The organism is Glycomyces sp. YM15, from assembly GCF_016918015.1.
Taxonomy (GTDB): Bacteria; Actinomycetota; Actinomycetes; order Mycobacteriales; family Micromonosporaceae; genus Glycomyces.
Window position 1 is genome coordinate 475,784 of record NZ_JAERMK010000001.1, and the last position, 25,627, is coordinate 501,410.

Consider the following 25,627-nt stretch of genomic DNA (forward strand, 5'->3'; position numbering starts at 1 on the left):
GCTTACTGCTCCTTGGGGGACGGCTGCTGGCCGTAGACGTTCTGGTAGCGGTCGTAGAGCTTGTCGATGTCCGCCTGCGGGATCGGGACCGGCTCGCCGAGCTGGCGCGAGATGTGGACGGTGCGGGCCACGTCCTCGGCCATGACGGCGGCCTTCACGGCGGCCTTGGGGTCCTTGCCGATGGTGAACACGCCGTGGTTCTGCATGATGACCGCCGGGGAGCGGTGGCCCTGCAGGGTCTCCACGATGCCCTTGCCGATGGCGTCGGAGCCGATGCGGGCGAACGGGCCCAGCGGGATCTCGCCGCCGAACTCGTCGGCCATCGCCGTGATCACGCACGGGATCGGCTCGGCGCGCGCGGCCCACGCGGTCGCGTACGGGCTGTGCGTGTGGACGACGCCGCCGACCTCGGGCATCCGCTGGTAGACCACGTTGTGGCTCTCCGCGTCCGAGGACGGCGCGAGCTCGCCGTCGAGGATCTCGCCCTCGAGGTCGGTGACGACCATCAGCTCGGGCTTGAGGTCGTCGTAGGAGACGCCGCTCGGTTTGATGACGATGAGGTCGGTGCCCGGGACGCGGCCCGAGACGTTCCCGCTCGTCCAGGTCACCAGGCCCCAGCGCAGGAGCTCGGCGTGCAGATCGCACACCTTGACCTTCATCTCCTCGACGGCCGCAGTCGTCTTGAAGCTCATTTCGTTGCCTCCGTGGCGATCTTGTGCAGCGTGTGCAGTGCGCGCGAGCCGCCGCGGCCGAAGTGGTCGTGCAGCTCCTCGTAGACGGCGTACAGCTCGTCGTAGGCGTCGGCGCGGGCCTGGTCGGGGACGTAGGCGTTGCGCTCGACCTTGCCCATGGCCTCCGAGGCGGCGTAGATGTCCGGGTAGGCGCCCGCCGCGACGGCGGCGTGGATCGCCGAGCCCAGGGCCGGGCCCTGCTGGGAGGTGAGGACCGTGATCGGCATGCGCAGCACGTCCGAGTAGGTCTGCATGAGCCACTTGTTCTTCAGCAGGCCGCCGGCCGCGACGAACTCCTCGATCGGGACGCCCGCCTTGACGAGGGTCTCCACGATCATGCGGGTGCCGAACGCGGTGGCCTCTACCAGCGCCCGGTAGATGTCCTCGGGCTTGGACTGCAGGCCCAGGCCGAGGATGACGCCGTGGAGGTCGTGGTCGACCAGGACGGAGCGGTTGCCGGAGTGCCAGTCGAGCGCGACGAGGCCGTGCTGGCCGACGGCCTGCTGCTCGGCGAGCTCGGTCAGGTACTGGTGGATCGAGATGCCGCGCTTCTCGGCCTCGGCGGTGTACTCGCCGGGGACGCCGTTCTTGGTGAACCACGCGAAGATGTCGCCGACACCGGACTGCCCGGCTTCGTAGCCCCACAGGCCCTTGGTGATGCCGTCGCGGACGACGCCGCACATGCCGGGGGCCTCGGTCAGGTTCTCGCCGTTGACGACGTGGCAGGTGCTGGTGCCCATGATGGCCACCATCTGGCCGGGGCCGACGGCCTTCGCGGAGGCGGCGGTGACGTGCGCGTCCACGTTGCCGGCGGCGATGACGGTGCCCGGGTTCAGGCCGGTCCACTCGGCGGCCTGCGCGGTGAGCTCGCCGGCCTTGTCGCCCAGCGGCAGGAGCGGGTGCTCCATCTTGGCGTTGAAGTCGGCGAAGTCGGGGTTCAGCGCGGCCAGGTACTCGCGGGAGGGGCGTTCGCCGTCCTGCACGATGCCCTTGTAACCGGCGGTGCAGGAGTTGCGGGTCTCCTCGCCGCACAGCTGCCACACGATCCAGTCGGCGGCTTCGATCCAGCGCTCGGCGCGGTCGTAGACCTCGCGGTCCTCCTCGAGGAGCTGGAGGCCCTTGGCGTAGGCCCACTCCGAGGAGATCTTGCCGCCGTAGCGCGGCAGCCAGGACTCGCCGCGTTCGGCGGCGACGGCGTTGATGCGGTCGGCCTGTCCCTGCGCGGCGTGGTGCTTCCAGAGCTTGGGCCAGGCGTGCGGACGGTCCTTGAGGTCGTCCAGCTCGCACAGCGGGGTGCCGTCGGCGGTGGTCGGGAGGATCGTGCACGCGGTGAAGTCGGTGGCGACGCCGATGACCTGGTCAGGGCTGACGCCGGCGGCGGCCAGCGCGGCGGGGACGGCGTTGCGGAGCACGTCGACCCAGTCCTTGGGCGACTGGAGCGCCCAGCTGCGGCCCAGGCGGACGCCGGAGCCCGGGAGGGCCTCCTCGATCGCGCCGTGCTCGTAGACGTGCTCGGCACTGGCCAGTTCGCGGCCATCGGCGACCGACGCGACGACGACCCGGCCTGACAGGGTGCCGAAGTCGATCCCGATAGCAACGGCATCGTTGTCGCTGCCTGACATTGCGCCTCCTTTGGGGTGCTCGTTTTCGACGCGTTCGTCGAGGTCCTCAAGTAAGAAGTGATCGCTCACATGATGCTGTTCCACCGCGTGAAGGCGGCGTATGCACAGAGTTGGATCCCCAACAACCTAACGCATTCACACGTTCGGTACCAGCAGTGGTCCGGCAAGGCGGGGACCCGAACCGGAAAAACCGGATCGATTCCGACGCGCCCGAACCGCAAGTGCGTCTTCGAGTGTGACGGACGCGACTCGAAGGGGTCGTCCGAGGGGGCGCGTCGGCCGTGGCCGGCGGCGCGCTGACGCCCGACCGCGGATGCTAGCCGTGGTTGAGGCCGCCGCGGCTGCCGGCGTCCACGAGCGGCCGCAGGTCCGGCGGCAGGGACTCGCGGACGTGGTCCATGATCCCGCCGGTCGTGCCCTCGCCGAGCAGCTCGAAGACCGCGCGGGCGTGGAAGACCGCTTCGGGCTCCTTGGCATGCTCGCGTTCGGCGACGCGGTGGGCGAACTCGTTGAAGCCGAAGTGCTCGCCGGTGCCGTGGCCGTCCGGCGCCGAGTACCGGTGAAGGTGCTCGCCGATCTCCGGAGGCAGTTGCGAGGCGAGCTTGTGTGCGAGCTGGTCGGTGATGCGCTCGCCGAGCGTCTCCAGCGTGGCCCGCGCGGCGCGCTCGGCCTCGCCGCGGCTCGACAGGTGTGCCCGGGCCTGGAGCTGTCCGATGAACTGGTCGTGCTGCATGGCTGCCTCCCTGGGTGCGGGCGACGGGTACCCGGCGCGGGCGGCGGTTACACGCGGTGACAGGCGGGGTATCCGGCGCGTGCATGCGGCCGAACGGCGGCCGGGCGGACCGGAAGGGGAGAGCGATGAGCAAGCCGGCACAGCAGCAGGAACCTCCGGGGCGGACCGAGGAGATGACCCCGAAGCCCAAGGACGCCATGGAGGGCTACGAGGGCCGCGGACTTCTCAAGGACCGGCGGGCGCTCGTCACCGGCGGCGACTCCGGGATCGGACGGGCCGTCGCGGTCGCCTTCGCGAAGGAGGGCGCCGACGTCGCCATCGCGTATCTGGAGGAGCACGAGGACGCCGAGCGCACCGCGGAACTGGTCGAGGCCGAGCACCGCCGATGCACGCTGCTCCCGGGCGACCTCGGGGACCGCGACCACTGCCGTGACGTGGTCGAGCAGACCGTCAAGGCGCTCGGCGGGCTCGACCTGCTGGTCAACAACATCGCGACGCAGACGCCGGTGAAGCAGCCCGAGGACATCACCGACGAGCAGTGGGAGCACACGTTCAACGTCAACATGCACAGCTTCCACCGCGTGACCAGGGCGGCGCTGCCGCACATGGTCGAAGGCGACGCGATCGTCAACTGCTCCTCGGTGAACGGACTCCGGGGCCACAAGACCCTCATCGACTACTCGGCGACGAAGGGCGCGATCATCGCCTGGACGTACTCGATGGCGCAGGCGCTCGCCCCGCGGGGCATCCGCGTCAACTGCGTCGCACCCGGTCCCGTGTGGACGCCGCTGATCCCGTCGACGCTGGCGGAGGACCATGTGGAGGGCTTCGGCGAGAACGTGCCGCTGGGCCGCCCGGCCGAGCCGGACGAACTCGCGCCCTCGTTCGTGTTCCTGGCCTCAAACCGCATGTCGTCCTTCATCACGGGCGAAGTGATCTCGGTCCTCGGCGGCGAGACCGTCCCCGGCTGAGCGATCGGACGGGCGGCGCCGCGGCAGTTCCCGGCGGCGGAACGCACGCCGAGAGAGGCGGGCCGGCGGGGCCGGGGCCCCCCGGGCCCCGGCGGGGGGGGGCCCCCCCCGGGCGGGGGACCGACGGCCGCGTGTGGCGGCCGGGGGGCCCTGGCCCCGCCGGTCCGCTGTCGGTGCGTCGCCTCACCGGTGGGTGAGGCGCTTCATCGTCTTCTTGCGCTGGCGCCGCACGGCCGTCGCGGCAGAACCGAACACGTCCTTCGCCGCGGCCCAGCGCTTGCGCGAGGCCTTGCGAGCCGCCCTGCGGCGGCGCTCGGTGGCCTTGACCGCCTCCCGTGCGGCGTCGCGCGCGGCCTTCGAGGCCTTGCGGTGGTCACGGAACACGCGCACCCCCACGACCGCCGCCGCCGCGCCCGTCGCCGCGATCGCCACCGTGAACGGGTGGCGCCGCACCGGTGCGAACGGCCCGTGCGCATGCGCCGCATCCGGGTCGAGCCCGAGCCGCGCGCGCAACTCCTGCACCGAGTCGTTGACCCGCTCGCGGGTCCGCTCGGCGTCCCTCTTCAAGTCCGACGTGGACTTGTACTGATCCGCCTCGGCGTCCTGGAAGGCCCAGTCGCGCTGGCGTACCAGGTTCTCCTCCTCCGCCTCGCTAGGCGCCTCCAAGTGCGGCGAATACGGCATCGACACCGAAGGCGGCGGCGCGAGGCCGACACCGGGCGGGATGCCCCCCGGAGGAACCGGCATACCGGTCATCGGTTCATCCTCCCTCTCAGCGCCCGGGCGTCCTCCCGGGCGTGCTCCATCGTCTCGTCAGGGACCGGCGGCATGGCCGAGCGCAGCTTGGCGCGCCCCACCAGCGCGAAGATCCCCGCCAATGCGAAGAGCGCCACACCCGTCACGAGCGCGGCCAGCCACGCCGGCCACACCAGCGCGAGCGCGATGCCCGCCGCGAGCGCCAGCGCCGCCCCGCCGTAGATCGCGATGACGCCGGCGAGTGCGAACATGCCGCCGCCGAACGCGCCCCGCCTGGCCTTGTCGCCCATCTCGCGCGCGGCCAGTTGGGCTTCGACGCGGGCCAGGTGCGCCACCTGGGACGACAGGTCGCCCACGATCTCGCCGACCGAGCGCTCCGGCTCGTTCCGGTCGCGGCGGCCCCAACCGCGCCGGCCGTGTTCCGGCCCTTGGCGGGGGTGGGTGTCGTGCTTGCCCCAGCCGCCGTGCTCGTGCTCGGCGGCGCGTGCCCGAGCCTCGGGGTCGTGTCGGACCTCCATGTCCTCACCTCTCTCCGCCGGGCTCAGGAGCGCCTGTCGACGGCGCGTTGGAGCTCGGCCTTGTTCATCTTCGATCGGCCCTTGACGTTCTTGCGGCGGGCCTCCTGGTAGAGCTGCTCCTTGGTGCGGCCCTTCGGACCGGAGTGCGATCGCTGTCCGCCGCGTTCGGAGGACGACTTGTCCTGCGTCGAGGTGCGGCTGGCCGTCTTGGTCTTGCCCTTGCGGGCGCGTTCCTTGTTGACGGTGCGCGCGGCGATCTCCTCGGCGCGATCGTGTCCCACGCCCCGGTCCTCCGCCTGGTCACGGATGTGCCGGTACTGGCGCTCTTCCTTCTCGGTCCACTGCCGCTGCGGCATCGACCTCACCTCCGAGGTGTCCGGTTTCGTCCGGGTCCGATGCGCTTCGGGTTCCCCGCCCGCCTTCGGGGGAAACCTGCCCGCGGTTTTCCGGAAGGTCGCGGAGGGTACTCGGCCGCAGGTCGAACGGGGAACGCCATGCACGGGACGCCGGTGGCGAGCACCCGCGAGTCCATCGAAATAGGACTGACGGTGATCGCGCCGACCGTCGCGCCGGGGGTGGTGAAGCGCCTATCGCGCCGGCGGAGCGGCTCCGGGCGGAGCGGGCGGCGGTCCGGCTGCCGGCTCGCGGCTGCGGGACGGGCACGGGCCGGGGCCGCTGCGGCTGCGCGAACGCGAATGGCGCCTGTCGTCGCACCACCCGATCGTCACCGACCGTCCCGTTCCGGCGACGCCGACCACTTCGGGCTGGCTGCCGGCCCGCCCCGGCCCCGGCGGCCACCGCTGGGCGGGGCCCGGCATATTTCCACGGCCTCCGGGTAGCCCAGTCCGGGCAGGCCCGGCTTGCGGGGACTCCCGCCACCCGGCGCGGTCGTTAGAGGGCTGCCGTGCCGGGGCGGCGGAGCACAGAGAACGGCGCTCCGGGAATCCGTCCCGGGGCGCCGTTCGGTCTGCGCGGGTCAGCGCGCCGCGCCGCGGTTGGTCTCGCCGAAGTCGCCCTCCCCGCGGGCCTCGCTCTCCCTGGGGAGCTTCGAGTGCAGGAACAGTCCGAGCGCGATCATGACCAGGCCGAGCACGAGGTGCAGCCAGTCGTCGGCGGTGTTGGCGGGCAGGAAGTTCACCGTGTGCTCGTCGCGGACGGGGAAGCCGTACAGGCCGAGCAGCAGGTACAGGACGCCGCCGCCGAGGAGGTACCAGCGGGCCGCGCGCACGAACCAGGCCATGAAGAGCCCGAGGAGGCCGATCGCGATGTGGATCAGGTTGTGCAGCACCGAGACTTGGAAGATCCCGAGGAGCTCCGCCTCCGAGTCGGGCCCCGCGAAGGTCATACCGGAGAAATTCTGGGTGATGCCCGGCAGGAACCCGAGCACGCCGACCACCACGAACACGAGCCCGATCGCCGACGCACCGTCCTGTATGGCGGTGGTGCGGCGGCGCTCGGCCTCCCACCAGTGGTGCCCGGTGGTGGACATCGAGTGCGAGTTCATCGCTCTCCCTCCTTCACCTGCGTTGAGCGGCCGCCGCGCCCGCCTATGGGCGTCGTCAGGGGTGGCGGCCCGCTGCGGAATCCCGGGGACCCGCAGGGATCGAGTACCCGGGAGGGCCGCTCCGACACCCGGTTTCGGGGCGCTGAGCACGGGTAGTCCTCGCGTTCAGGCACCCGACATTCTGGAGGAGCCGTGAGCGTGATCGAGGCCCGAACCAGCGACATCGCCGAGCTCGGCCAGCAGCTGCGCGTCGACGCGGTGCGCGCGTCGGCCCGCGCCGGCTCCGGGCATCCCACGTCGTCGATGTCGGCGGCCGACCTCATGGCGGGCCTCCTGGCCGGGCACCTCCACTACGACTTCGAGCACCCCCACCTGCCGGGGAACGACCGGCTGGTGTTCTCCAAGGGACACGCCTCGCCGCTGCTGTACGCGATGCTGCACGCCGCGGGCGCGATCGACGAGGAGCACCTGCTGACCTACCGCAGACTGGGCTCCGACCTGGAGGGCCACCCGACGCCGCGCCTGCCGTGGGTGGACGTGGCCACCGGATCCCTCGGGCAGGGCCTGCCGATCGGCGTCGGGATGGCGCTCGGCGCGCGCCTCTCGGGTTCGCCCGCGCGCATCTGGGTGCTGTGCGGGGACGGCGAGATCGCGGAGGGCTCCATGTGGGAGGCGTTCGCGGCCGCCGCGGACTTCGGCCTGGGGAACCTGTGCGCGATCGTCGACGTGAACCGGCTCGGTCAGACCGGGCCCACCCGCTACGAGTGGGACACGGCGGCGTACGCGGCCCAGATCGGCGGGTTCGGCTGGCACACCATCGAGATCGACGGGCACGACCCGGGGCAGATCGACCTGGCGTACGCCGAGGTCGAGAACCAGGACAGCCCGACCGTGATCCTCGCGAAGACCCGCAAGGGCCGGGGCGTCGCGGCGGCCGAGGACAAGGAGGGCCTGCACGGCAAACCGCTCGACGAGCCGGAGAAGGCCGTCGTGGAGCTCGGCGGCGTGCGCGAGGCGCGCGTCCGCGTCAACCCGCCCCGATCGAGCGAGCCGCGGCGCTCCCAGCCGACCCGGCCGATCGCGCGGCCCTCGTTCTCGGTCGGCAGTACCGCCGCGACCAGGGACGGCTTCGGCGCGGCCCTCGAAGCGCTCGGCGACGCGAACCCCGACGTGGTGGTCGTCGACGGCGAGGTCGCCGATTCGACCCGCACGGCCGCGTTCAAGCAGGCCTTCCCGAACCGCTTCTTCGAGTGCTACATCGCCGAGCAGCAGATGATCGGCGCGGCCGTCGGCCTCCAGACGCAGGGCTGGATCCCGTACGCCTCGACGTTCGCCGCGTTCCTCACCCGCGCCCACGACTTCCTGCGCATGGCCGCGATCGGCGGCGCCGACGTGCGCGTCGTCGGCTCCCACGCGGGCGTGTCGATCGGCTCCGACGGGCCGAGCCAGATGGGACTCGAAGACCTCGCGATGTTCCGCGCCCTGTGGCGCAGCGTCGTGCTCTACCCGTGCGACGCGAACCAGTGCGCGCACCTGACCGCCACGATGGCCGACCTGCCGGGCATCAGCTACCTGCGCACCACCCGCGCCGAGACGCCCGTGATCTACCGGGGCGACGAGCTGTTCCCCGTGGGCGGCAGCCGGACCCTGGTCGGTTCTGCGTACGACCGGGCCGTGATCGTCGCGGCCGGGATCACCGTCTCCGAGAGCCTCAGTGCGGCCGAGCGCCTCGCCGACGAGGGCATCCCGGTCCGCGTCATCGACGCCTACTCGGTCAAGCCGCTCGACGCGCCCGCGATCCGCCAGGCCGCCGCGGACACCGGGCGCGTCCTCACCGTCGAGGACCACTGGCCGGTCGGGGGCCTCGGCGACGCCGTCCTCGACGCCGTGGCCGGGCAGATCCCCGACGTGCGCTTCCGCAAGCTGGCCGTGCGCGGCATGCCCGGCTCGGCCGGGCCGAGGGAGCAGCTGGCCGCGGCCGGGATCGACGCGGCCGCGATCGTGCGGGCCACGCAGCGGCTCGTGGCCTGAGCGTGGATCGGGAACCCGGAAAACGCCGCAGGGAACAACGACGCGATCGATACTCGTGACAACGGACCAACGAATGGAGACGAACAGCATGGCAACCGCACGCGACCTCATGCACACCGGATGCACCTGCATCAAGAGCAATGACACGGCCGCCAACACGGCCCGGATGATGGCCGAGCTGGACGTCGGCTCGATGCCGATCTGCGGCGCAGAGGACGACAAGCTCCACGGCATGGTCACCGACCGGGACCTGGTCCTGCAGGTCATGGCGAAGGGCCACGACCCCGAGACCTACACGGTCGACCGGCTGCCGCAGGGCCACCTGTTCCTGGCCGACGCCAACGAGGACGTCGACATCACCATCGCCAAGATGAAGGAGCACCAGATCAACCGGCTGCCCGTGATCGACCAGGGCCGGCTCGTGGGCATCATCTCCATCGGGGACATCGCCCACCGCATGCCCGAATCGGTCACCGGCGACCTCGTGGGCGCCATCAAGGCCTGACCTCGGTCGGCCCGGGAGCCACTGGGTCGCACCGTCACAGGAGGCGACGACGACGCAGCGACGCCGCGGCGTCGCTGCGTTGTCGTCGAAGGCGTGCCGCGGGGCCGGGAGGCGGCGCGCGAACGGCGCTTCGGCGGGTTTCACCGGCACCGCCCCGGGTATGCCCGAGATCTAGCCGAGGAGGCAGCCATGACGCGCGAGAACAACGTGATCAAGGTGCTCACGGAGGACCACCGGAGGATGGAGGGGGTCTTCGGCGAACTCGAGTCGCGCCAGGGCCGCCCCGGCGACCGCAAGGGCCTGGCCGACCACGCCCTCGCCGAAGTGGTCCGCCAGTGGACCGCCGAGGAGCGGTACGTGTTCCCCGAGGTCCGCAGACAGATACCCGATGGCAAGGCACTGGTGCGCCACGAGATCGACGAGCACCACCGCAACGACAGCCTCATGAAGGACCTCGAAGTGTTCGGTCCCGGGCACCCGCACTTCGAAGACCGATTGCGCGAATTCATCGACGGCTACCGTCACCACGCCGAGGACGAGGAGCACAACCTCGTGCCCCGGCTCCAGGAGTCCTGCACCGAGGAGCAGCTCGAGGCGATGGGCGACAAGCTGGTGCGGGTCAGGGAGACCGCCCCGACCCGGCCGCATCCGGGAACCGCCGAAACGTTTCCGGTCGACCGCGTGCTCGAACCGGGCCCCGGGTTCATCAACCGGATCCGCGATTCGATCCGCCCCGGCGCACTGTGATCCGCGAACGTCCGGCCAGGCCCGGCGGGACCGGACCGGACGCGTGACGCCGCGGGTTTCGCCCCCGAAGGCAGGGGTACGCAACCGGCGGACCGTACAAGGAGGACCGATGCCGCACACCGAGCAGAACGCCGGGCCGAACACCGACTTGATCGACGTCATCGTCAAGGACCACCGCGAGTTCGAGGCCGCCTTCGTCGAGCTCGAAAGCCACACCGGGCACGCCATCGGCCGGAAGGATCTCGTCGACCACGTCATCGCCGAGATCATCCGCCACGAGGTCGCCGAAGAGCAGTTCATGTACCCGGCCGCCAGGTCCCAACTCCCTGACGGCGACAAGATCGTCGACCACGAACTCGAAGAGCACGCCGAGGCCGAGGAGGTCATGAAGGACCTCGAGGGGCTGGGCCCGGAGAGCCCGCACTTCGAGCGGCTCGTCAAGCAGATGATCGAGGACGTCCGCCACCACATGGACGAGGAGGAGCGAACGCTCCTGCCGCGCCTGCGCGAGGCCTGCGACGAGGAGGAGCTGCAGGACCTCGGCCACAAGGTGCTGGCCGCCAAGGAGTTCGCGCCCACCCGCCCGCACCCGAACGCCCCCCACCAACCGCCCGGCAACCTCATCCTGGGGCCCGGAATCGGCTTCATCGACAAGATACGGGACACACTGAGCCACCGCGAGGTCTGAGCCCGGGAGCGGCCGACACGGCGGCGAGCGACCGGACGAGCCGCCGGAGCGGCCGGCCCCAGCCCGCCGCTCCGGCGCCATAGTCTGATCTTCGGACGAACCCCCTAACGGGACGTCTTGTCCATGCCGTCGCGCAGATCCTCCAGCGTCCGGTGGAGCAGCCGCGAGACGTGCATCTGCGAGATGCCCACCTCCTCGGCGATCTGCGTCTGCGTCATGTCGCCGTAGTACCGCAGCGCCAGGATCTTGCGCTCCCGCTGCGGGAGCTCCTGGATGAGCGGCACGAGCGATTCGTGGTTCTCGACGAGTTCGAGCGCGGCGTCGTCCTCCCCCACCGACTCGGCGAGCGTCGCGCGCTCCCCGTCGGCGAACGGCGGCTCGTCGAGCGAGACCGCCCGGTAGGCCTGCCGCGCCTCGTAGCCCTCCTGCACTTCGGCGACCGTGGTGCCGAGGTGCTCGGCCATCTCCTCGTCCGACGGCGGACGCCCGAGGCGCTGCGACAGCTCGCCGCCCGCCTGGTTCAACGCGATCCGCAGTTCCTGCAGCCGGCGCGGGACGCGCATCGGCCAGCTCGTGTCGCGGAAGTGCCGGCGCACCTCGCCCATCACCGTGGGCACCGCGTAGGAGAGGAAATCCGCCCCCTGGTCGGGGTCGAAGCGGTCCACTGCGTGAATGAGGCCGACCGAGGCGACCTGTACGAGGTCGTCCTTCGCGATGCCCTTGCCCGCGAACCGCTGTGCGATGTGCTCCGCCAGAGGAAGGTGGCCGGTGACCAGCTGCTCCCGGACTTCCGCTCGGCGCGGGTCGCCCTCGTCGAGGGAGGCCAGCTCCCGGAACAGCGGCGTGAGGTGGCCGTACTCGTCCGAACCTTGCCTTCTGCCTGATCGATTGTCTGCCATGCGATCGCCCTCCAGTCCGTGTGGACATCGGTTGAAGCATGTCGCCCCATCCGGGGCCCTGACGCTTCTCATTGTAAGGCTGGCTGAGAGCCAAAGGCAATGATAGAAATAGTGAATTTCGGATTTCAAGCTGCATACGGGATTCCAAGGGGCACTCATCCCAAATTTCACTGTTCTTGCCGGTTCAGGTACCCCGGAGCGGTCGTGCCGAAACCTCCCGATGTGCCCAGCGTCACCGCAACCAGAAAAACCGTTGGCGCATGGCCGAAACCCTCAGAGGCCGGTGGTCTCGCGGTACTCGCCCCACTCCTCGCGCAGGGCCCCGCAGATCTCCCCCAGCGTCGCCTCGGCGCGGGCCGCCTCCAGAATCGGCTCGATCAGGTTCGTCGAACCCTTTGCCGCCGTGACGATCGCCGCCAGCGCGCGGTCGACGGCGGCGTTGTCGCGACCGGCGCGGCGGCGGCCGAGCACGGCGTTCTGCTCGCGTTCGATGTCGCCGGAGATCCGCAGGATCTCGAGGTCGGGCGTGACGGTGTCGTGGAGCTCGGTGACGCCGACGATGTGCTTGGTGCCGTCTTCGAGCTGCTGCTGGTAGGTGAACGCGGCCTCGGCGATCTCGGCGTTGAACCAGCCGTCTTCGATGCCCTGCAGGATGCCGGAGGTGACGGGCCCGATCTCGTGGCGGGCGGCCCCGTCGGCGGAGCGTGCGGCGGCGTCGGTGCGCATGGCGTCCGTGGCGACCGCGGCGGGGTCCGTGCCGGCCTCGCCGCCGAGGGCGAGGATCTGGAGGAAGAGCTTCTCGGCCTCGGCCTCGATCTTGTCGGTGAGGGCCTCGACGTACCAGGAGCCGCCGAGCGGGTCGGCGACGTTGAGGACGCCGGTCTCGTCGCGCAGCACCGACTGGGTGCGCAGGGCGATCTCGGCGGACTGGTCGGTGGGGAGCGCGAGGGTCTCGTCGAGCGCGTTGGTGTGCAGGGAGTTCGTGCCGCCCATGATGGCCGCGAGGGCTTCGACCGCCGTGCGCACGACGTTGTTGTAGGGCTGCTGCGCGGTGAGGGAGACGCCGGCGGTCTGGGTGTGGAAGCGGAGCCACTGGGCGCGGTCGGTCTTGGCGCCGTAGACGTCGCGGAGCCAGCGGGCCCAGATGCGGCGGGCGGCGCGGAACTTGGCGATCTCCTCGAAGAAGTCGATGTGCGCGTCGAAGAAGAACGAGAGTCCGGGGGCGAAGCGGTCGACGTCGAGGCCGCGCGAGAGGCCGAGTTCCACATAGGAGAAGCCGTCGGCGAGGGTGAACGCGAGTTCCTGCGCGGCGGTGGATCCGGCTTCGCGGATGTGGTAGCCGGAGACCGAGAGCGGCTTGTAGCGGGGGATGTTGTGCGAGCAGTACTCCATGAGGTCGCCGATGAGGCGCAGGTGCGGTTCGGGCGGGAACAGCCACTCCTTCTGGGCGATGTACTCCTTGTGGATGTCCGTCTGGAGCGTGCCGTCCAGTGTGGAGATGTCCACGCCCTGGCGTTCGGCGGCGGCGAGGTACATGCAGAAGATGGGGATCGCGGGCCCGGAGATGGTCATGGAAGTGGTGACGCCGCCGAGGTCGATGCCGTCGAAGAGGCGGTCCATGTCGGCGGTGGAGTCGATGGCGACGCCGCAGTGGCCGACCTCGCCGAGGGAGGCGGGCTCGTCGGAGTCGCGGCCCATGAGGGTGGGCATGTCGAAGGCGACGGAGAGGCCGCCGCCGCCGGCTTTCAGGAGCATCTTGTAGCGGGCGTTGGTCTGCTCGGCGTTGCCGAAGCCGGCGAACTGGCGGATCGTCCAGGGGCGGCCGCGGTAGCCGGTGGGGTAGAGCCCGCGGGTGAAGGGGAACTCGCCGGGCCAGCCGATGCGGGCCATGCGGGGGTCGGCGACGCCTTCGGGCGGGCCGTACGCCGGTTCGGTCTCCAGCCCCGAGAGGGTGGTGAAGTCGGCCTCGCGCTTGGCGGCCGAGGCATAGCGCTTCGCCCAGCGCTCACGGCCTTCGGCGATCGACTCAGCGTCCACGGTGACACCCCATTTTCGGTCGTTCCTGCCGCGCCGGCCTCGCCGTTCCCGCGGGCTCGTGGCCCGCGAACTCCGATGCGACCGCTCCGGCGAGCCTCGGTCAGGCTCAAGGCCCATACTACTGAACGATCGTTCAGGTGCACAGCGGCGCGATTCCTCGGATCATCGCATGCGATACGGGGGCGTCTGCGCGAATCGGGCGCTCGGGGCCCGCTCAGTCTCGGCGAAGGTGGCGAACCGTCGCTGGGCACCGCACCAGTCTGACGGAAGGGTCCGACATGGCGCGCAACGCGAATCGCGGTCGCGTCAGTCGATGTCGCGCCAGGCGCGGAAGGCCTCGAGTTCGACGGCCACGATCTGGCCGGGGTGGAAGAGTCCGGACACGATCACCACGGTCGCGGTCGGCTTGACGACGCCGAAGAACTCGCCGTGGACCCGGCCCACCGGGTCAGCGTGGGCCGGGTCGGTCACATAGAGGCGGGAGCGCACCACGTCCGAGACGCCGGCCCCGGCGTGGACCATCGCGTCCAGGGCCGTGCGGAAGGCCTCGCGGGCCTGCCCGGCGGCGTCGCCCTTCAGATGCGGCCGCGCCTCGACATCGGCGGTGCAGGCACTCGTGACCACCAACGGCCCCACCGCGACGGCGCGCGAGTAGCCGTAGAGCTGCGCCCACGGACCGGTCTCCGGTACCCGTTCGACCAATGCCATGCGCGCCTCCCCGGTGGTTACAGTCCCTTCAACAGGTTCAACGCCTCAGCGACCGTGAAGTTACGCTCGTACAGCGCCGTTCCCACAATGGCACCTTCCACGCCGATGCCCGTGAGGCCGGCGAGGGCGCGCAGATCGTCGAGCGAGGAGACCCCGCCGGAGGCGATCACGGGCTTGTCGGTGGCATCGCAGACCGAGCGCAGCAGGTCCAGGTTCGGGCCCGAGAGCATCCCGTCGCTGTTCACATCTGTGACGACGTACCGCTCGCACCCGGCGCGCTCGAGGCGCTCCAGGGTCTCGAAGAGCTCGCCGCCCTCGCGGGTCCAACCGCGCGCGGCGAGGCGCCCGCCCTTGACGTCGAGGCCGATGGCGACGCGGTCGCCGTACTCGCCGCAGATGCGGTCGCACCACTCCGGGTTCTCGAGCGCGGCGGTGCCGATGTTGACGCGGCGGGCCCCGGAGTCCAAGGCGCGCTTGAGGGTCTCGTCGTCGCGGATGCCGCCGGAGATCTCCACCTGCATGTCCACCTTCGACACGACCTCGGCGAGCAGCCCGTGGTTCGTGCCGCGCCCGAAGGCCGCGTCGAGGTCCACCAGGTGCAGCCACTCGGCGCCCTGGCGCTGCCATTCGAGGGCGGCCTCGATCGGGTCGCCGTACGCTTTGCCGGAACCGGCCACGCCCTGCACGAGCTGGACGGCCTTGCCTCCGGTCACGTCGACGGCCGGAAGGAGCTGAAGTTCGGTCATGACAATCCCTTGATCCAGTTGGACAGCAGTGCGTACCCGGCGTCGCCGGACTTCTCGGGGTGGAACTGGGTGGCGGCCACGGAGCCGCGCTCCACGGCGGCGATGAACGGCTCGTCGTGGGTGCAGATCGCGGCCAGCGCGCCCGGCGGCACGGTCTTGGCGGCGTAGGAGTGCACGAAGTAGAACCGCTCCGCGGGGTCGATCCCGGCGAACAGGCGCATGCCCGGGTCGGCTTCGACGGTGTTCCAACCCATGTGCGGGATGCGCTGGGCGGCGAGGAGTTCCACGCGGCCTTCGAAGACGCCCACGCCGCGGGTCCGGACGCCGTGCTCGACGCCTTCCTCGAAGAGGACCTGCTCGCCGACGCAGACGCCGAGGACCGGCGCCCCGGCGGCGGCCCGTTCGCGGATCACGGTGTCGACGCCGTGTTTGAGGATGCCCTCCATGCAGGCGGCGTAGGCGCCCACGCCGGGCACGAAGAGCCCGGCGGAGCGGCGGGCGGTGTCGAGGTCGCTGGTCAGTTCGACGTCGGCGCCCGCGCGTTCCAGGGCGCGGAAGGCCGACCGGAGGTTGCCCGAGCCGTAGTCGAACAGGGCCACAGTAGGTTTCGCCATCAGGTCCCCCTAGCCGTAGATCAGGTACGCGCCGCCGAGGAACGCGGCGACGGCGACGACCGCGACGATGATCGCGGCGGCGAACTTCTCGTTCTTGCGCAAGGAGAGGGAGCCGCCGAGGAGGATCCCGGCGAGCGCCATGAGCAGGATCGGTCCGGCGTAGCTCACAGCACGCCCTTGGTGGACGGGATGTCGGTGCCGTCGATGCGGGTGGCGTACTTCAGGGCCCGCGCGAGGGCCTTGAACTGGGCCTCGATCACGTGGTGCGCGTCGGGCTTCTGGCCGGGGTTGGAGGAGCGGAGCACGGTCACGTGCAGGCAGATCCGGGCGTGGTACGCGAAGGACTCGAGGATGTGGCGGGTCATCGAGGTCGGGTAGTCGGTGCTGATCATCGGCGCGATGTCCATCGGCTCCTCATGGACCATGTACGGGCGGCCCGAGAGGTCCACGACGGCGCGCGCGAGCACCTCGTCGAGGGGCACGGAGGCGTCGGCGAAGCGGACCACGCCGGCCTTGTCGCCCAGGGCCTCGGCGAACGCCTGGCCGAGCGCGATCGCGGTGTCCTCCATCGTGTGGTGGGCGTCGATGTGCAGGTCGCCCTTGACGGCGATCTTCAGGTCGAAGCCGCCGTGCTTGCCGAGCTGGTGGAGCATGTGGTCGTAGAAGCCGACGCCGGTCGAGATGTCGACGGTCTTCTCGGTGCCGTCGAGGTCGACGTAGACGTCGACGCTGGTCTCGCCGGTGGTGCGGACGATGTGCGCGGTGCGGCTCACGGTTGTTGCTCCTGTCGCGATTCGGAGGCTTGCTGTTCGGAGGCACTGTCGAACAGATCGGGTCGTTGCGCGATCGCCTGGTCGAAGGCGTCGAGCAGCGCGGTGGTCTCGTCCTCGGTCCCGGCGGTGATCCGGAGGCGGCCGGGGAGGCCGACGTCGCGGATGAGCACGCCCCGGTCGAGGATGGCGCGCCAGACCGCCGCGGCGTCGCGGAGGCCGCCGACGAGCACGAAGTTCGCGTCGGAGTCGGCGACGGGGAGTCCCTTGGCTCGCAGGTTCTTCACGATGCGGTCGCGCTGGTGCTTGAGTTCGTCCACTTCGGCTTGGAGCTGGGCGGCGCACGCGAGCGCGCCGCGCGCGGCGGCCTGAGTGATGCTCGAGAGGTGGTACGGCAGGCGCACCAGCAGCAGCTTCTCGACCAGTTCGGGGTCGGCGGCGAGGTAGCCGACGCGGGCCCCGGCGAACGCGAACGCCTTGCTCATCGTGCGGGTGACGACGAGGCGCTTGCGTCCCGCCAAGCGGTTCAACGCGGTCGAGCGCGGGTCGCGGGCGAACTCGGTGTAGGCCTCGTCGATGACGACGATGCCCCGGGCGGCCTCGTACGCGGCGTCGATGACGTCGGGTTCGAGCGCGGTCCCGGTCGGGTTGTTCGGCGACACGAGGAAGACCAGGTCCGGGTCGTGCCGCTCGATCGCTTCGCGCACGTACTGCGGGCTGAGCGTGTAGTCGGATTCGCGGCCGGCGTCGACGAAGGTCGTGCCGGTGCCGCGGGCGAGCAGCGGGTGCATCGAGTACGAGGGCATGAAGCCCAGCACGGTGCGGCCCGGGCCGCCGAAGGCCTGCAGCAGCTGCTGCAGGATCTCGTTGGAGCCGTTGGCGGCCCACACGTGGTCGACCGTCAGGTCGTGCCCGAGGTACGCGGCGAGGTCGGTCCTGAGCGCGACGGCGTCGCGGTCGGGGTAGCGGTTGAGGCCGCGCAGTTCGCGCCCGATGAACTCGGCGACCACGGCCGCCACCTCGTCGGGGATGGCGAACGCGTTCTCGTTGGTGTTCAGCTGCACCGGCACGTCGAGTTGCGGCGCACCGTACGGCGACTGCCCGCGCAGGTCCTCGCGGAGCAGGTTCTCGATCTCGCTCATGACTGCTCGAATCTCGCGGACACGGCCTCGCCGTGCGAAGGCAGGTCTTCGGAGTTCGCGAAGGCCACCACGTCGTCGGCGACGACGGCGAGGGCCTCGCGGCTGTAGTCGATGATGTGGACGCCGCGCAGGAACGTGTGCACGCTCAGCCCGGCCGAGTGGCGCGCGCAGCCGCCGGTGGGCAGCACGTGGTTCGACCCGGCGCAGTAGTCGCCGAGGGAGACCGGCGAGTAGGCGCCGACGAAGATCGCCCCGGCGTTGCGGATCCGCAGCGCCACCTCGCGGGCGTCCGCGGTCTGGATCTCGAGGTGCTCGGCGGCGTAGGCGTCGGCGACGGCCACGGCTTCGTCGATGTCGGCGACGAGGATCGTCCCTGACTGCTCCCCCGCGAGCGCGGTACGGATGCGCCCGGCGTGGCGGGTGCCGGGCACGCGGCGCACGAGTTCGGCGTCCACGGCGTCGGCCAGGTCCGCCGAGTCGGTGATGAGCACCGAGGCGGCGGCCGGGTCGTGCTCGGCCTGGCTGATGAGGTCCACGGCCACGTGCGCCGGATCGGCGGTCGCGTCGGCGATCACGGCGATCTCGGTGGTCCCCGCTTCGGCGTCGATGCCCACGAGGCCGCGCACGGCCCGCTTCGCGGCGGTGACGTAGATGTTCCCCGGGCCGGTGATCATGTCGACCGGCGCGCACTCCTCGGTGCCGTACGCGAACATGCCGATGGCGGCCGGTCCGCCCACGCTGTAGACCTCGTCGATGCCGAGCATCCCGGCTACGGCGAGGATGCCCTGGTCGGGCAGGCCGCCGTTGTTCTTCTGCGACGGTGAGGCGAGCGCGATCGAGCCGACTCCGGCAATCTGGGCCGGGACGGCGTTCATGATCACGGAGGAGGCGAGCACGGCGAGGCCGCCGGGCGCGTACAGCCCCACGCGGCCGACCGGCAGGTACCGCTCGGTGACGGTGCCGCCGGGCGCGACCTCGGTGACGACCTCGGGAAGGCGCTGGGCCTCGTGCGCGGCGCGCACCCGGTCGATGGAGGTCTGGTAGGCGCGGCGCAGGTCGGGGTCGAGCTCCTCGACGGCGGTCTTGATCGCCGCGTCGGGAACGCGCAGGTGCTCCAGGCGTACATGGTCGAAGCGCTCGACGATCTCCACCACCGCGGCGGTGCCGCGATGCCTGATGTCGTCGATCAGCGGCTGGACCGAGCGCAGGGCCTCGTTGACGTCGAAGGCGGCGCGCGGCATCAGCTCCCTGAGAGCGCGGGACTCGTAACCGGGTACTTCTCCTGAAAGATCGATGCGTCTGAGCACGCCCCAAGCGTAGTTGCCCGGCTTTCCAGGTCAAAAGGCATACCGCTATTCGGGAGCGTCCGTTCGAAGGCTGGACCGACGTGACCAACCAGCGCAGACGGTGTAAGTGAAGGTCGCGGCGAGGGCCATGACCGCCAGGGCCCCGAGCTGGAGCGAGTCGAGTGCCGTTGTGAAGTTGCCGACCTTCAGCGCCGCCCACGCCGCGGCGGGGTCGAGCTCGACGAACAGCACCGACGGCGGACGCCACATGTGGGCGCCCACGGGCGCGCGCTCGACCGAGTCCCAGAACCGCTGCCATTCGTTCGCGCCGATCTTCCAGGCCACCACCTGGCAGCCGATCGAGCCGATGACGAGGCCGAGGAGGAGGATCGGGCCGCGGCGTTCGCGCATCGCGGTCCAAACGACGATCGCCGCGAGGATGCCGAGGACCAGGCCGATCGCGGCGAACGCGAGGTCGCCCTCGACGTAGCCGCTCGGATAGGCCTCGGTCGAGGCCCAGCCGCCTTCGACCACGACGAACTCGACCCGCGGGGTGAGGATCTGCCACAGCATCGCGGCCGGGAGGCCGATCGCGGTCAGGACGACGGCGAGGAGCCCGGCGGCGAGCAGGTCGCGCCCGATCGTCCGCTCCGAGCGCGTGCGCCCGCCGTAGACGTTGGCGTCGCCGCCCGCCTCCGAGGCGCTGCCGCGGGGGTCGGGGCCGACGGCGGCGCCTCCCGTGCCCGCGCTGTCGCCCGGCCGGAGGTTCACAGTGCGTTCGGCGTCGTCAGTCACGCCTGGAATCCTGCCACAGCGATGCTCGCGCCCGGCAGGGATGTACGGGAGCGAACCGTGCGGAACGTGTCGGCTACAAACCGTCGACAATGGTCGCGGCGGCCTCGAACCACGCCGCGCGCGTCTCCGGCCGCAGCGCCGAGAACTCGATCTTCGCGCCCGGCTCGAGCGACGGGTCGTACGGCACCACCGCGCAGGCGCGGGTGCGCTGCGAGAAGTGCCGCTGGAGGTCGTTCAGGAGCGGCCCCGGGTTCGGGGTCGGCATGGAGAGCAGCGTGACCGCGTTCTTGACGAGGTCGCCGTAACCGCCCTCCTCCAGGTGGTCGAGCATCCAGTCCGCGGAGAACGCGGCGTCCTCGCGCGGCACGGTGGTGACCACGAGCCGGTCGACCGAGGAGACCACGGTGCGCCAGTTCGGGGACTCCACGTTGTTGCCGGTGTCGATGCAGACGATGCCGTGCGTGCGGGTGAGGATGTCGAGCACCCGCAGGACCGTGGTCGGGTCGAGGCGGCGCTGCAGCTTCGGGTCCTCATCGCCCGCGAGGACGTCGAAGGAGCCGTCGGAGGAGTGGCGCAGGAACTCGTCGAGGTGCTCGGGCAGGTGCACCCCGGCGGCCTCGACCTGGTCGAGGTGCTCCACGAGGTGGCGGATGGTGCGACCGTGCCGCGCCGACCCGGCCCGCAGGCCGAGCGTGCCGCGCAGTTCGTTGTCGTCCCAGGCGATCACGCCGCCGTTGCGGGCCGTGCCCATGGCGGCGGCCGAGAGCACGGTGGCGGTGGTCTTGTGCACGCCGCCTTTGGGGTTGATGAAGGCGATGACGCGACTGCGGCCCAGGTCGCGGCGCAGGCGCTGCAGCGCGACGGGGCTCGGCTCGGTGTGCTGCTGGCGGCGCGGCTGCGGCGGCAGGCCCTGCTGGGGCGGGCGCGCCTGGCCCGCGAGCTGCGCGGCGCTCGGCGGCGTCTGCGTGGCCACGGGAGGACGGCGCCCCGCGGTGGGCACCGAGTAGTGGGGCTGGCCGGGCGGCGGACCGACCGGCGGTGACGGCGGATGGGACTCGCGCGGCGGGGGCGTCGGGGTCTGCTGGGCGGCACCGGCGCGCCCGCGACGTCCCAGGAGCTTCTGCCAACGGGAACCGTCTGACCGGTCGTTGTTCCAAGCTTCGGGCGTGTTCACTCACAACCTCCTCTCGGGCGGACCAAGCTGCGGCTCGCAGCTGCTCTCAAGCCGACTCTCGAGCGTCGCCACCCCGACCGGAAACCATTACCACCCGCGACTATTAGATCACGACGATCCCTCAAGGCCCGTTGCGAATCGCGGGCCTGCGGGGCCCGGGGGTGAGGCGTGCGTTACGCCCGGAGCGACGATGCCGCGAGCGTATGATCAGAGTCTAGTGGCTCCCTAGGAGTCGTCTCGCAACCGCGCCAGTGCCAATTCGAGGTCGGCCGGGTAATCACTCGTGAAGGTGACCGTCCGGCCCTGCGTCGGATGCACGAACTCCAGGCGGAACGCGTGCAGCCACTGGCGGGTCAGGCCCAGCCGCTCGGCCATCGTCGGGTCGGCGCCGTAGGTCAAGTCGCCCACGAGCGGATGCCCGAGGGCCGAGAAGTGCACCCGGATCTGGTGGGTCCGGCCGGTCTCCAGACCGATCTCCATGAGGGACGCCCCGGGGAAGACCTCGATCGTGTCGTAGTGCGTGACGCTCGGCTTGCCGTCGGCCACGACCGCCCACTTGTAGTCGTGGCGCGGGTGCCGCCCGATCGGGGCGTCGATCGTCCCCGAGAGCGGGTCCGGATGCCCTTGGGCCACCGCGCGGTACCGCTTCGAGACCCGGCGCTCCTTGAAGGCGCGCTTGAGCTCCGAGTACGCGGCCTCGCTCTTGGCGACCACCATCAGACCCGAGGTGCCCACGTCGAGGCGGTGCACGATCCCCTGCCGCTCGTCGGGCCCGTGGCTAGAGATGCGGTACCCGGCGGCGGCGAGGCCGCCCGTGACCGTGGGGCCGGTCCAGCCCGGGCTCGGGTGCGCCGCGACCCCGACGGGCTTCATGACCACCACGATGTCGTCGTCGTCGAACACCACCTCGAGGCCCTCGACGGGCTCGACGGTCCGCACCAGCAGGTCGTCCGGCGGCGGCGGGAGCACCACTTCGAGCCAGGCCCCGGCGGTCACCCGCTCGGACTTGGTCTGGCACGGCGCCCCGTCGACGGTGACGTCACCGGCGGCGACGAGTTCGGCCGCCACGGTCCGGGACAGGCCCAGCAGGCGCGAGACGACCTGGTCGACCCGCTGTCCCTCGAAGCCCTCGGGGACCGGCAGCGCGCGCGTCTGGCGCGCGGCCACATCGCTCACGCCGCGGCCTCCTCGTCCTGCTTCTGGTCGCCGTTGCTCGGCGCCGCCTTCCGCGACGCCGGCGAGAAACCGTGCCCGGTCAGCTCGAGCAGCACGATCAGCACCACGCCGCAGCACAGCGCCGAGTCGGCGATGTTGAAGATCGGGAACGCCTGGGCGTCGGGCTTGAACACGCTGATGAAGTCGACGACGTGGCCGCGCGCGAAATCCGGCTCCCGGAAGTACCGGTCGACGAGGTTGCCCGCCGCGCCGCCCAGGACCAGGCCGATCGCGATCGCCCACGCCGGATACACGATCCGGGTCGAGAGCACGATCAGGAAGACCACCACCGCAGAGGCGATGATCGTGAAGATCCAGGTGTAGTTCGTGCCGAGGCTGAACGCCGCCCCCGAGTTCCAGGTCAAGTCCAGGTACACGAGTCCGCCCAGGATCCGCACCGGATCGGCCGGGTCCAGGTTCGCCTCGGCCAGGTTCTTGGTCCACTGGTCCAGACCGATCGCGAACGCCGCTATCAGCAGTGCCGCGATCGTCAAGCCCACCCTTCTGGGGGGCTTGCTCCTGTTTTCAGGGGTGGTGGTCTCGTCGGGACCCGAACCTGCGGCGGTCTCGGGCTGCGTGTCCTCGCTCAGCGTCGCTCCTCCAGCTGTTTGCAACTGACGCAGAGAGTAGCCGACGGGAACGCGGCCAAGCGCGCCGCCGGGATCGGATTACCGCACTTCTCACAGAAGCCGTAGCCGCCCTCGTCGAGGCGTTCGAGCGCGTGGCTGACCTGCCGGATGCGCTCGGAGAGCGAACCGGCCACCGCCACCTCGTGCTCGTGCTCGACGGTCTTCGAACCGGAGTCGATCTGGTCGTCCCCCGCCGTGTCGCTCAACCGCTCGCGCTGGGCGAGCGTGATCGAGTCCGTGTAGCGCTGCTGCTCCTCCACCAGCTCGTCCAACCGCTCCTTGAGCGCGGCACGCAGCTCGGCCTGCTCGCTCTCGGTGCGCAACTGCAGGGCCTCGGTCTCCTCGGCGACGGGCGGCGCGGGCGGCGCCTGCTTCACGGTCTTCTTGGCGGCCTTCTTCGCGGCGGTCTTCTTGGCCGTCTGCTTCGCCGCGCCCGCGGTCGGCGCTTTCGCGGCGGCCTTCTTCACCGCCGTCTTCTTGGCCGGAGCCTTCTTGACCGCCTTCTTGGCGGCCTGCTTCTGGGTCTTCTTCGCTGGACTCATGACGCGCCTCTGGAGGGGTATGTCGGCTCGGGTTCCGGTGGCGTCAGAGCGCGGCGGCGCCGCTCTGGCGGCCCGCATCGGGTGTTCGGCATGGCGGCTCCCGAAATCGCGTACTCGTGACGGCCTCGTCGAAACGAGGACAATGCGCGCCAGGCCCCGCCGAGGCGGGTACCTGCCGCGCAATTAAGCACACAGGATACGCAAGTCCTGCAAGTAGGTCAATTACTTCGAGAACTTGTGTCCGGACAGCGCGTCACCGTGAACGGGAGTCGAGAGAAGCGGGGGGCAGAGCAGTCCCTTGCCGAAAGCGGCCGATCAGCGGCCGGCGGTCGGCACCAGGAGCAGCCGCGACACCGGCTCGCACATCGCGCACGGGGTGAAGCCGAGTTCCAGGGCCTCGGACACGGGGAGCGGCTCATGGTCGCGCCCGGTGAGGTGCGAACACGCGGAGTGGTGGAAGCGGGGGCGGCCGTCGACGACCGCGACCTCGGTGTCCAGCCGCATGAGGGCCGCGGACTCGACGCTCGTCATGCGCTGCTCGCTCGGTTCGTCGACCGTGGGTTCCGGGGCGCGGTGGCGGTTGACGACCTCGCCGCGGGACTGGCGCGGCGGCACGTCCTCGAACCGGATCTCGGGATCGCGGTCCACCGCGTAGTCCGTGGGTTCGAAGACCCTGCCCTCGAGGAGCGGCATCTCCGTGGTCGGGGTGTCGTCCAGGCCGATCCGGCGGAACTGCTGGGTGTCGTCATCGTCGAGGCCCCTCGGCCCGCGCGTCCCCGAGGACGATCGCGAACCGCGGCGCCGCCCGGCCGGAGCCACGCGGGGGCGCTTGGCGCCCCGGCCGCGGATCCCGACGTACAGGGCCACGCCGGCGGCCAGGCTCGCCGCGATGGACGAGACCAGCAACTGGTCGTTCCCGGTGATCATGCCGGTGATCAGCAAGACCGCCGCGGTGACGAGGATCAGCAGGCTGCTGACGATCACGTCGATTCCTCCCCTGCGCGCGGGTAGCGGGGCCCTCGCGCGGTCCGACGCGGCCCCCTGCGGGGACCGCGGCATCGTTAAAGCATGGTGCGGCGGTGAGGGCGGCGGTTCGACCCGCGCCCTCACCCGCTCAACCATGATTAACGAGGCGATCCCCGTTCAGGTTATGGCTCGGCGCGACCAATCTGCGGTGCGCGCGAACCCAACCGAGGAGGGTGTCCCGGGGAGGAGCGGGAGGGGTTACCCGCGCCCGCCCTGCATCACGAACGCGGACCTGCCACCGGTGCGCTCGTTCTGCGGCGACTGCTGCGGGACCTCTTCGAAGCCCTCGTCCTCGGTGCGGCCCTGCTGGCCGTTGAGGTCGCGCAGCTGGCTCTCGAGGTAGAGCTTCAGACGAGTGCGGTACTCGCGCTCGAAGGTCTTCAGCTCCTCGATGTTCTTCAGCAGCGACGAACGGGAGTCCTCCAGCTGGCCGATGACCTTCTGGCGCTCCTGCTCGGCTTCCATCTCCATGCGCTCGGCCTTGTCGCGGGCCTGGCCCACCAGGTCCTCGGCCGCGGCGCGCGACTCGGTGACCAGGGACTCGGACTCGCGCTGGGCGTCGGTCAGGAGGGCCTTCGACTCGCGCTGCGCCTCGGCCATCATCGACTTCGACTCGCGCTGCGCCTGCGAGACCATCGTCTGCGCTTCGCGCTGGGCCTCGGAGACCATGGACTGGGCCTCGCGCTGCGCCTCGCCGAGCACGGTGTCGGCCTCCCGGCGGGAGTCCTCCAGGTGCTCGTCGGCGGTGCGCTGGGCGACCATGAGGAGACGCAGGGCCTCCTGCTCGCCGCCGCCGGCGGGGGCGGAGGCCTGCTGCTCCGGTCCGCGCTGGGCCAGTTCCTGCTGGAGCTGCTGCGCCTGCTGCTGCGCGGCCACCATCTGCTGGTGCATCTCGTGCAGTTCGGCGTCGAGCTCCTGGAGCTGCTGCTCCATGGCGTGCTTCTCCCGCTGCACTCGGTCGAGTGCGGCGGCCATCTCGGCGTGGTCGGCGGCCCCGGGGGGAGCACCGGCGCGGAGACTCTCGAGCTGTGCGCGAAGTTCGCCGTTCTCATCGCTGAGGCGTGCGAGCTCTCGCTCCACCTCATCGAGGAAACCGTCGACCTCGTCCTCGTCGTATCCGCGCTTCCCGAGCATGGGTTTCTTGAACGTGACGTTGTGAACGTCGGCTGGGGTCAGCGGCATTCGAAACTCCTTCTCAGCTGTTCGCCTGGCGCACAAGGCCACTCAACACGATAACC

The 25,627-nt window shown here is 70.8% G+C and carries 28 protein-coding genes; 5 read left to right on the forward strand and 23 right to left on the reverse strand.

What is annotated here, in order from left to right; genetic code table 11:
• Positions 1-2: 2 nt before the first annotated feature.
• The 3 genes from JHY01_RS02180 to JHY01_RS02190 form a co-directional block, all read right to left on the reverse strand.
• Positions 3-692: an L-ribulose-5-phosphate 4-epimerase gene (locus JHY01_RS02180; protein WP_205323940.1), complete on the reverse strand. Its 690-nt coding sequence runs from the start codon at positions 690-692 to the stop codon at positions 3-5.
• Complete coding sequence (gene araB, locus JHY01_RS02185) at positions 689-2,353, reverse strand: ribulokinase (RefSeq protein ID WP_205323941.1); 1,665 nt, start codon at positions 2,351-2,353, stop codon at positions 689-691. The genes JHY01_RS02180 and araB overlap by 4 nt, the downstream gene beginning before the upstream one ends.
• Before the next feature lie 316 nt (positions 2,354-2,669).
• Positions 2,670-3,086, reverse strand: a complete 417-nt coding sequence (locus tag JHY01_RS02190) for a DUF2267 domain-containing protein (protein WP_205323942.1) — start codon at positions 3,084-3,086, stop codon at positions 2,670-2,672.
• Between the two features lie 125 nt (positions 3,087-3,211).
• Here JHY01_RS02190 and JHY01_RS02195 point away from each other — a divergent pair, with 125 nt between their 5' ends.
• Complete coding sequence (locus tag JHY01_RS02195; protein WP_205323943.1) at positions 3,212-4,057, forward strand: SDR family oxidoreductase; 846 nt, start codon at positions 3,212-3,214, stop codon at positions 4,055-4,057.
• Positions 4,058-4,240: 183 nt separating this feature from the next.
• Here JHY01_RS02195 and JHY01_RS02200 read toward each other — a convergent pair whose 3' ends face one another.
• From JHY01_RS02200 to JHY01_RS02215, 4 genes are all read right to left on the reverse strand, one after another.
• Positions 4,241-4,813, reverse strand: coding sequence for a hypothetical protein (locus JHY01_RS02200; protein ID WP_205323944.1), 573 nt, complete (start codon positions 4,811-4,813; stop codon positions 4,241-4,243).
• Entirely contained in the window at positions 4,810-5,331 is a 522-nt protein-coding gene (locus JHY01_RS02205; protein WP_205323945.1) for a phage holin family protein, read from the reverse strand. Before JHY01_RS02205 ends, JHY01_RS02200 begins: the two co-directional genes overlap by 4 nt.
• A 23-nt stretch (positions 5,332-5,354) precedes the next feature.
• Positions 5,355-5,687: a plasmid stabilization protein gene (locus JHY01_RS02210; protein ID WP_205323946.1), complete on the reverse strand. Its 333-nt coding sequence runs from the start codon at positions 5,685-5,687 to the stop codon at positions 5,355-5,357.
• Positions 5,688-6,307: 620 nt separating this feature from the next.
• The gene (locus JHY01_RS02215) at positions 6,308-6,820 is read right to left on the reverse strand and encodes a DUF4383 domain-containing protein (protein ID WP_205324050.1); all 513 of its coding nucleotides are present in this window, start codon (positions 6,818-6,820) and stop codon (positions 6,308-6,310) included.
• A gap of 207 nt (positions 6,821-7,027) precedes the next feature.
• On the opposite strand from JHY01_RS02215, the gene JHY01_RS02220 reads away from it, so the two are divergent.
• The 4 genes from JHY01_RS02220 to JHY01_RS02235 all read left to right on the forward strand — a co-directional run bounded on the left by JHY01_RS02220 (position 7,028) and on the right by JHY01_RS02235 (position 10,806).
• Positions 7,028-8,866, forward strand: coding sequence for a transketolase (locus JHY01_RS02220; protein WP_374199467.1), 1,839 nt, complete (start codon positions 7,028-7,030; stop codon positions 8,864-8,866).
• An 88-nt stretch (positions 8,867-8,954) separates the two neighbouring features.
• Complete coding sequence (locus JHY01_RS02225) at positions 8,955-9,371, forward strand: CBS domain-containing protein (RefSeq protein WP_205323948.1); 417 nt, start codon at positions 8,955-8,957, stop codon at positions 9,369-9,371.
• 189 nt (positions 9,372-9,560) lie between these two features.
• Entirely contained in the window at positions 9,561-10,118 is a 558-nt protein-coding gene (locus JHY01_RS02230) for a hemerythrin domain-containing protein (RefSeq protein ID WP_205323949.1), read from the forward strand.
• 109 nt (positions 10,119-10,227) lie between these two features.
• Complete coding sequence (locus JHY01_RS02235) at positions 10,228-10,806, forward strand: hemerythrin domain-containing protein (RefSeq protein ID WP_205323950.1); 579 nt, start codon at positions 10,228-10,230, stop codon at positions 10,804-10,806.
• Positions 10,807-10,910: 104 nt separating this feature from the next.
• Here JHY01_RS02235 and JHY01_RS02240 read toward each other — a convergent pair whose 3' ends face one another.
• The 16 genes from JHY01_RS02240 to JHY01_RS27190 form a co-directional block, all read right to left on the reverse strand.
• Positions 10,911-11,705, reverse strand: a complete 795-nt coding sequence (locus JHY01_RS02240) for a SigB/SigF/SigG family RNA polymerase sigma factor (protein ID WP_205323951.1) — start codon at positions 11,703-11,705, stop codon at positions 10,911-10,913.
• A 273-nt stretch (positions 11,706-11,978) separates the two neighbouring features.
• Positions 11,979-13,742 carry a methylmalonyl-CoA mutase family protein gene (locus JHY01_RS02245; protein WP_205323952.1) on the reverse strand — a complete coding sequence of 588 codons (1,764 nt, stop codon included), beginning with the start codon at positions 13,740-13,742 and terminating at the stop codon, positions 11,979-11,981.
• A 306-nt stretch (positions 13,743-14,048) separates the two neighbouring features.
• A complete protein-coding gene (locus JHY01_RS02250; RefSeq protein ID WP_205323953.1) occupies positions 14,049-14,450 on the reverse strand; it encodes a Rid family hydrolase in 402 nt (133 codons plus the stop codon).
• Between the two features lie 17 nt (positions 14,451-14,467).
• Entirely contained in the window at positions 14,468-15,196 is a 729-nt protein-coding gene (gene priA, locus JHY01_RS02255) for a bifunctional 1-(5-phosphoribosyl)-5-((5-phosphoribosylamino)methylideneamino)imidazole-4-carboxamide isomerase/phosphoribosylanthranilate isomerase PriA (protein WP_205323954.1), read from the reverse strand.
• Positions 15,193-15,810: an imidazole glycerol phosphate synthase subunit HisH gene (gene hisH / locus JHY01_RS02260; protein WP_205323955.1), complete on the reverse strand. Its 618-nt coding sequence runs from the start codon at positions 15,808-15,810 to the stop codon at positions 15,193-15,195. The genes priA and hisH overlap by 4 nt, the downstream gene beginning before the upstream one ends.
• Positions 15,811-15,819: 9 nt before the next feature.
• Entirely contained in the window at positions 15,820-15,978 is a 159-nt protein-coding gene (locus JHY01_RS02265; protein WP_205323956.1) for a hypothetical protein, read from the reverse strand.
• On the reverse strand, positions 15,975-16,583 hold the full coding sequence (gene hisB / locus JHY01_RS02270; RefSeq protein ID WP_205323957.1) for an imidazoleglycerol-phosphate dehydratase HisB: 609 nt from the start codon (positions 16,581-16,583) through the stop codon (positions 15,975-15,977). The genes JHY01_RS02265 and hisB overlap by 4 nt, the downstream gene beginning before the upstream one ends.
• The gene (locus JHY01_RS02275) at positions 16,580-17,722 is read right to left on the reverse strand and encodes a histidinol-phosphate transaminase (RefSeq protein ID WP_205323958.1); all 1,143 of its coding nucleotides are present in this window, start codon (positions 17,720-17,722) and stop codon (positions 16,580-16,582) included. The genes hisB and JHY01_RS02275 overlap by 4 nt, the downstream gene beginning before the upstream one ends.
• Positions 17,719-19,029 (reverse strand): histidinol dehydrogenase, encoded by a 1,311-nt coding sequence (gene hisD / locus JHY01_RS02280; RefSeq protein WP_205323959.1) that lies wholly within the window; start codon positions 19,027-19,029, stop codon positions 17,719-17,721. Before hisD ends, JHY01_RS02275 begins: the two co-directional genes overlap by 4 nt.
• Positions 19,030-19,074: 45 nt before the next feature.
• Complete coding sequence (locus JHY01_RS27185; RefSeq protein WP_205323960.1) at positions 19,075-19,803, reverse strand: DUF2567 domain-containing protein; 729 nt, start codon at positions 19,801-19,803, stop codon at positions 19,075-19,077.
• A gap of 73 nt (positions 19,804-19,876) precedes the next feature.
• On the reverse strand, positions 19,877-20,977 hold the full coding sequence (locus JHY01_RS02290; protein ID WP_205323961.1) for a chromosome partitioning ATPase: 1,101 nt from the start codon (positions 20,975-20,977) through the stop codon (positions 19,877-19,879).
• Between the two features lie 225 nt (positions 20,978-21,202).
• On the reverse strand, positions 21,203-22,144 hold the full coding sequence (locus tag JHY01_RS02295; RefSeq protein WP_374199478.1) for an RluA family pseudouridine synthase: 942 nt from the start codon (positions 22,142-22,144) through the stop codon (positions 21,203-21,205).
• Positions 22,145-22,149: 5 nt separating this feature from the next.
• A complete protein-coding gene (gene lspA, locus JHY01_RS02300; RefSeq protein ID WP_205323962.1) occupies positions 22,150-22,806 on the reverse strand; it encodes a signal peptidase II in 657 nt (218 codons plus the stop codon).
• Positions 22,779-23,198 carry a TraR/DksA family transcriptional regulator gene (locus JHY01_RS02305; RefSeq protein WP_374199479.1) on the reverse strand — a complete coding sequence of 140 codons (420 nt, stop codon included), beginning with the start codon at positions 23,196-23,198 and terminating at the stop codon, positions 22,779-22,781. The genes lspA and JHY01_RS02305 overlap by 28 nt, the downstream gene beginning before the upstream one ends.
• 480 nt (positions 23,199-23,678) lie before the next feature.
• Positions 23,679-24,347, reverse strand: a complete 669-nt coding sequence (locus tag JHY01_RS02310; RefSeq protein ID WP_205323964.1) for a hypothetical protein — start codon at positions 24,345-24,347, stop codon at positions 23,679-23,681.
• A 240-nt stretch (positions 24,348-24,587) separates the two neighbouring features.
• Positions 24,588-25,571, reverse strand: coding sequence for a DivIVA domain-containing protein (locus JHY01_RS27190; protein ID WP_205323965.1), 984 nt, complete (start codon positions 25,569-25,571; stop codon positions 24,588-24,590).
• Positions 25,572-25,627 lie beyond the last annotated feature (56 nt).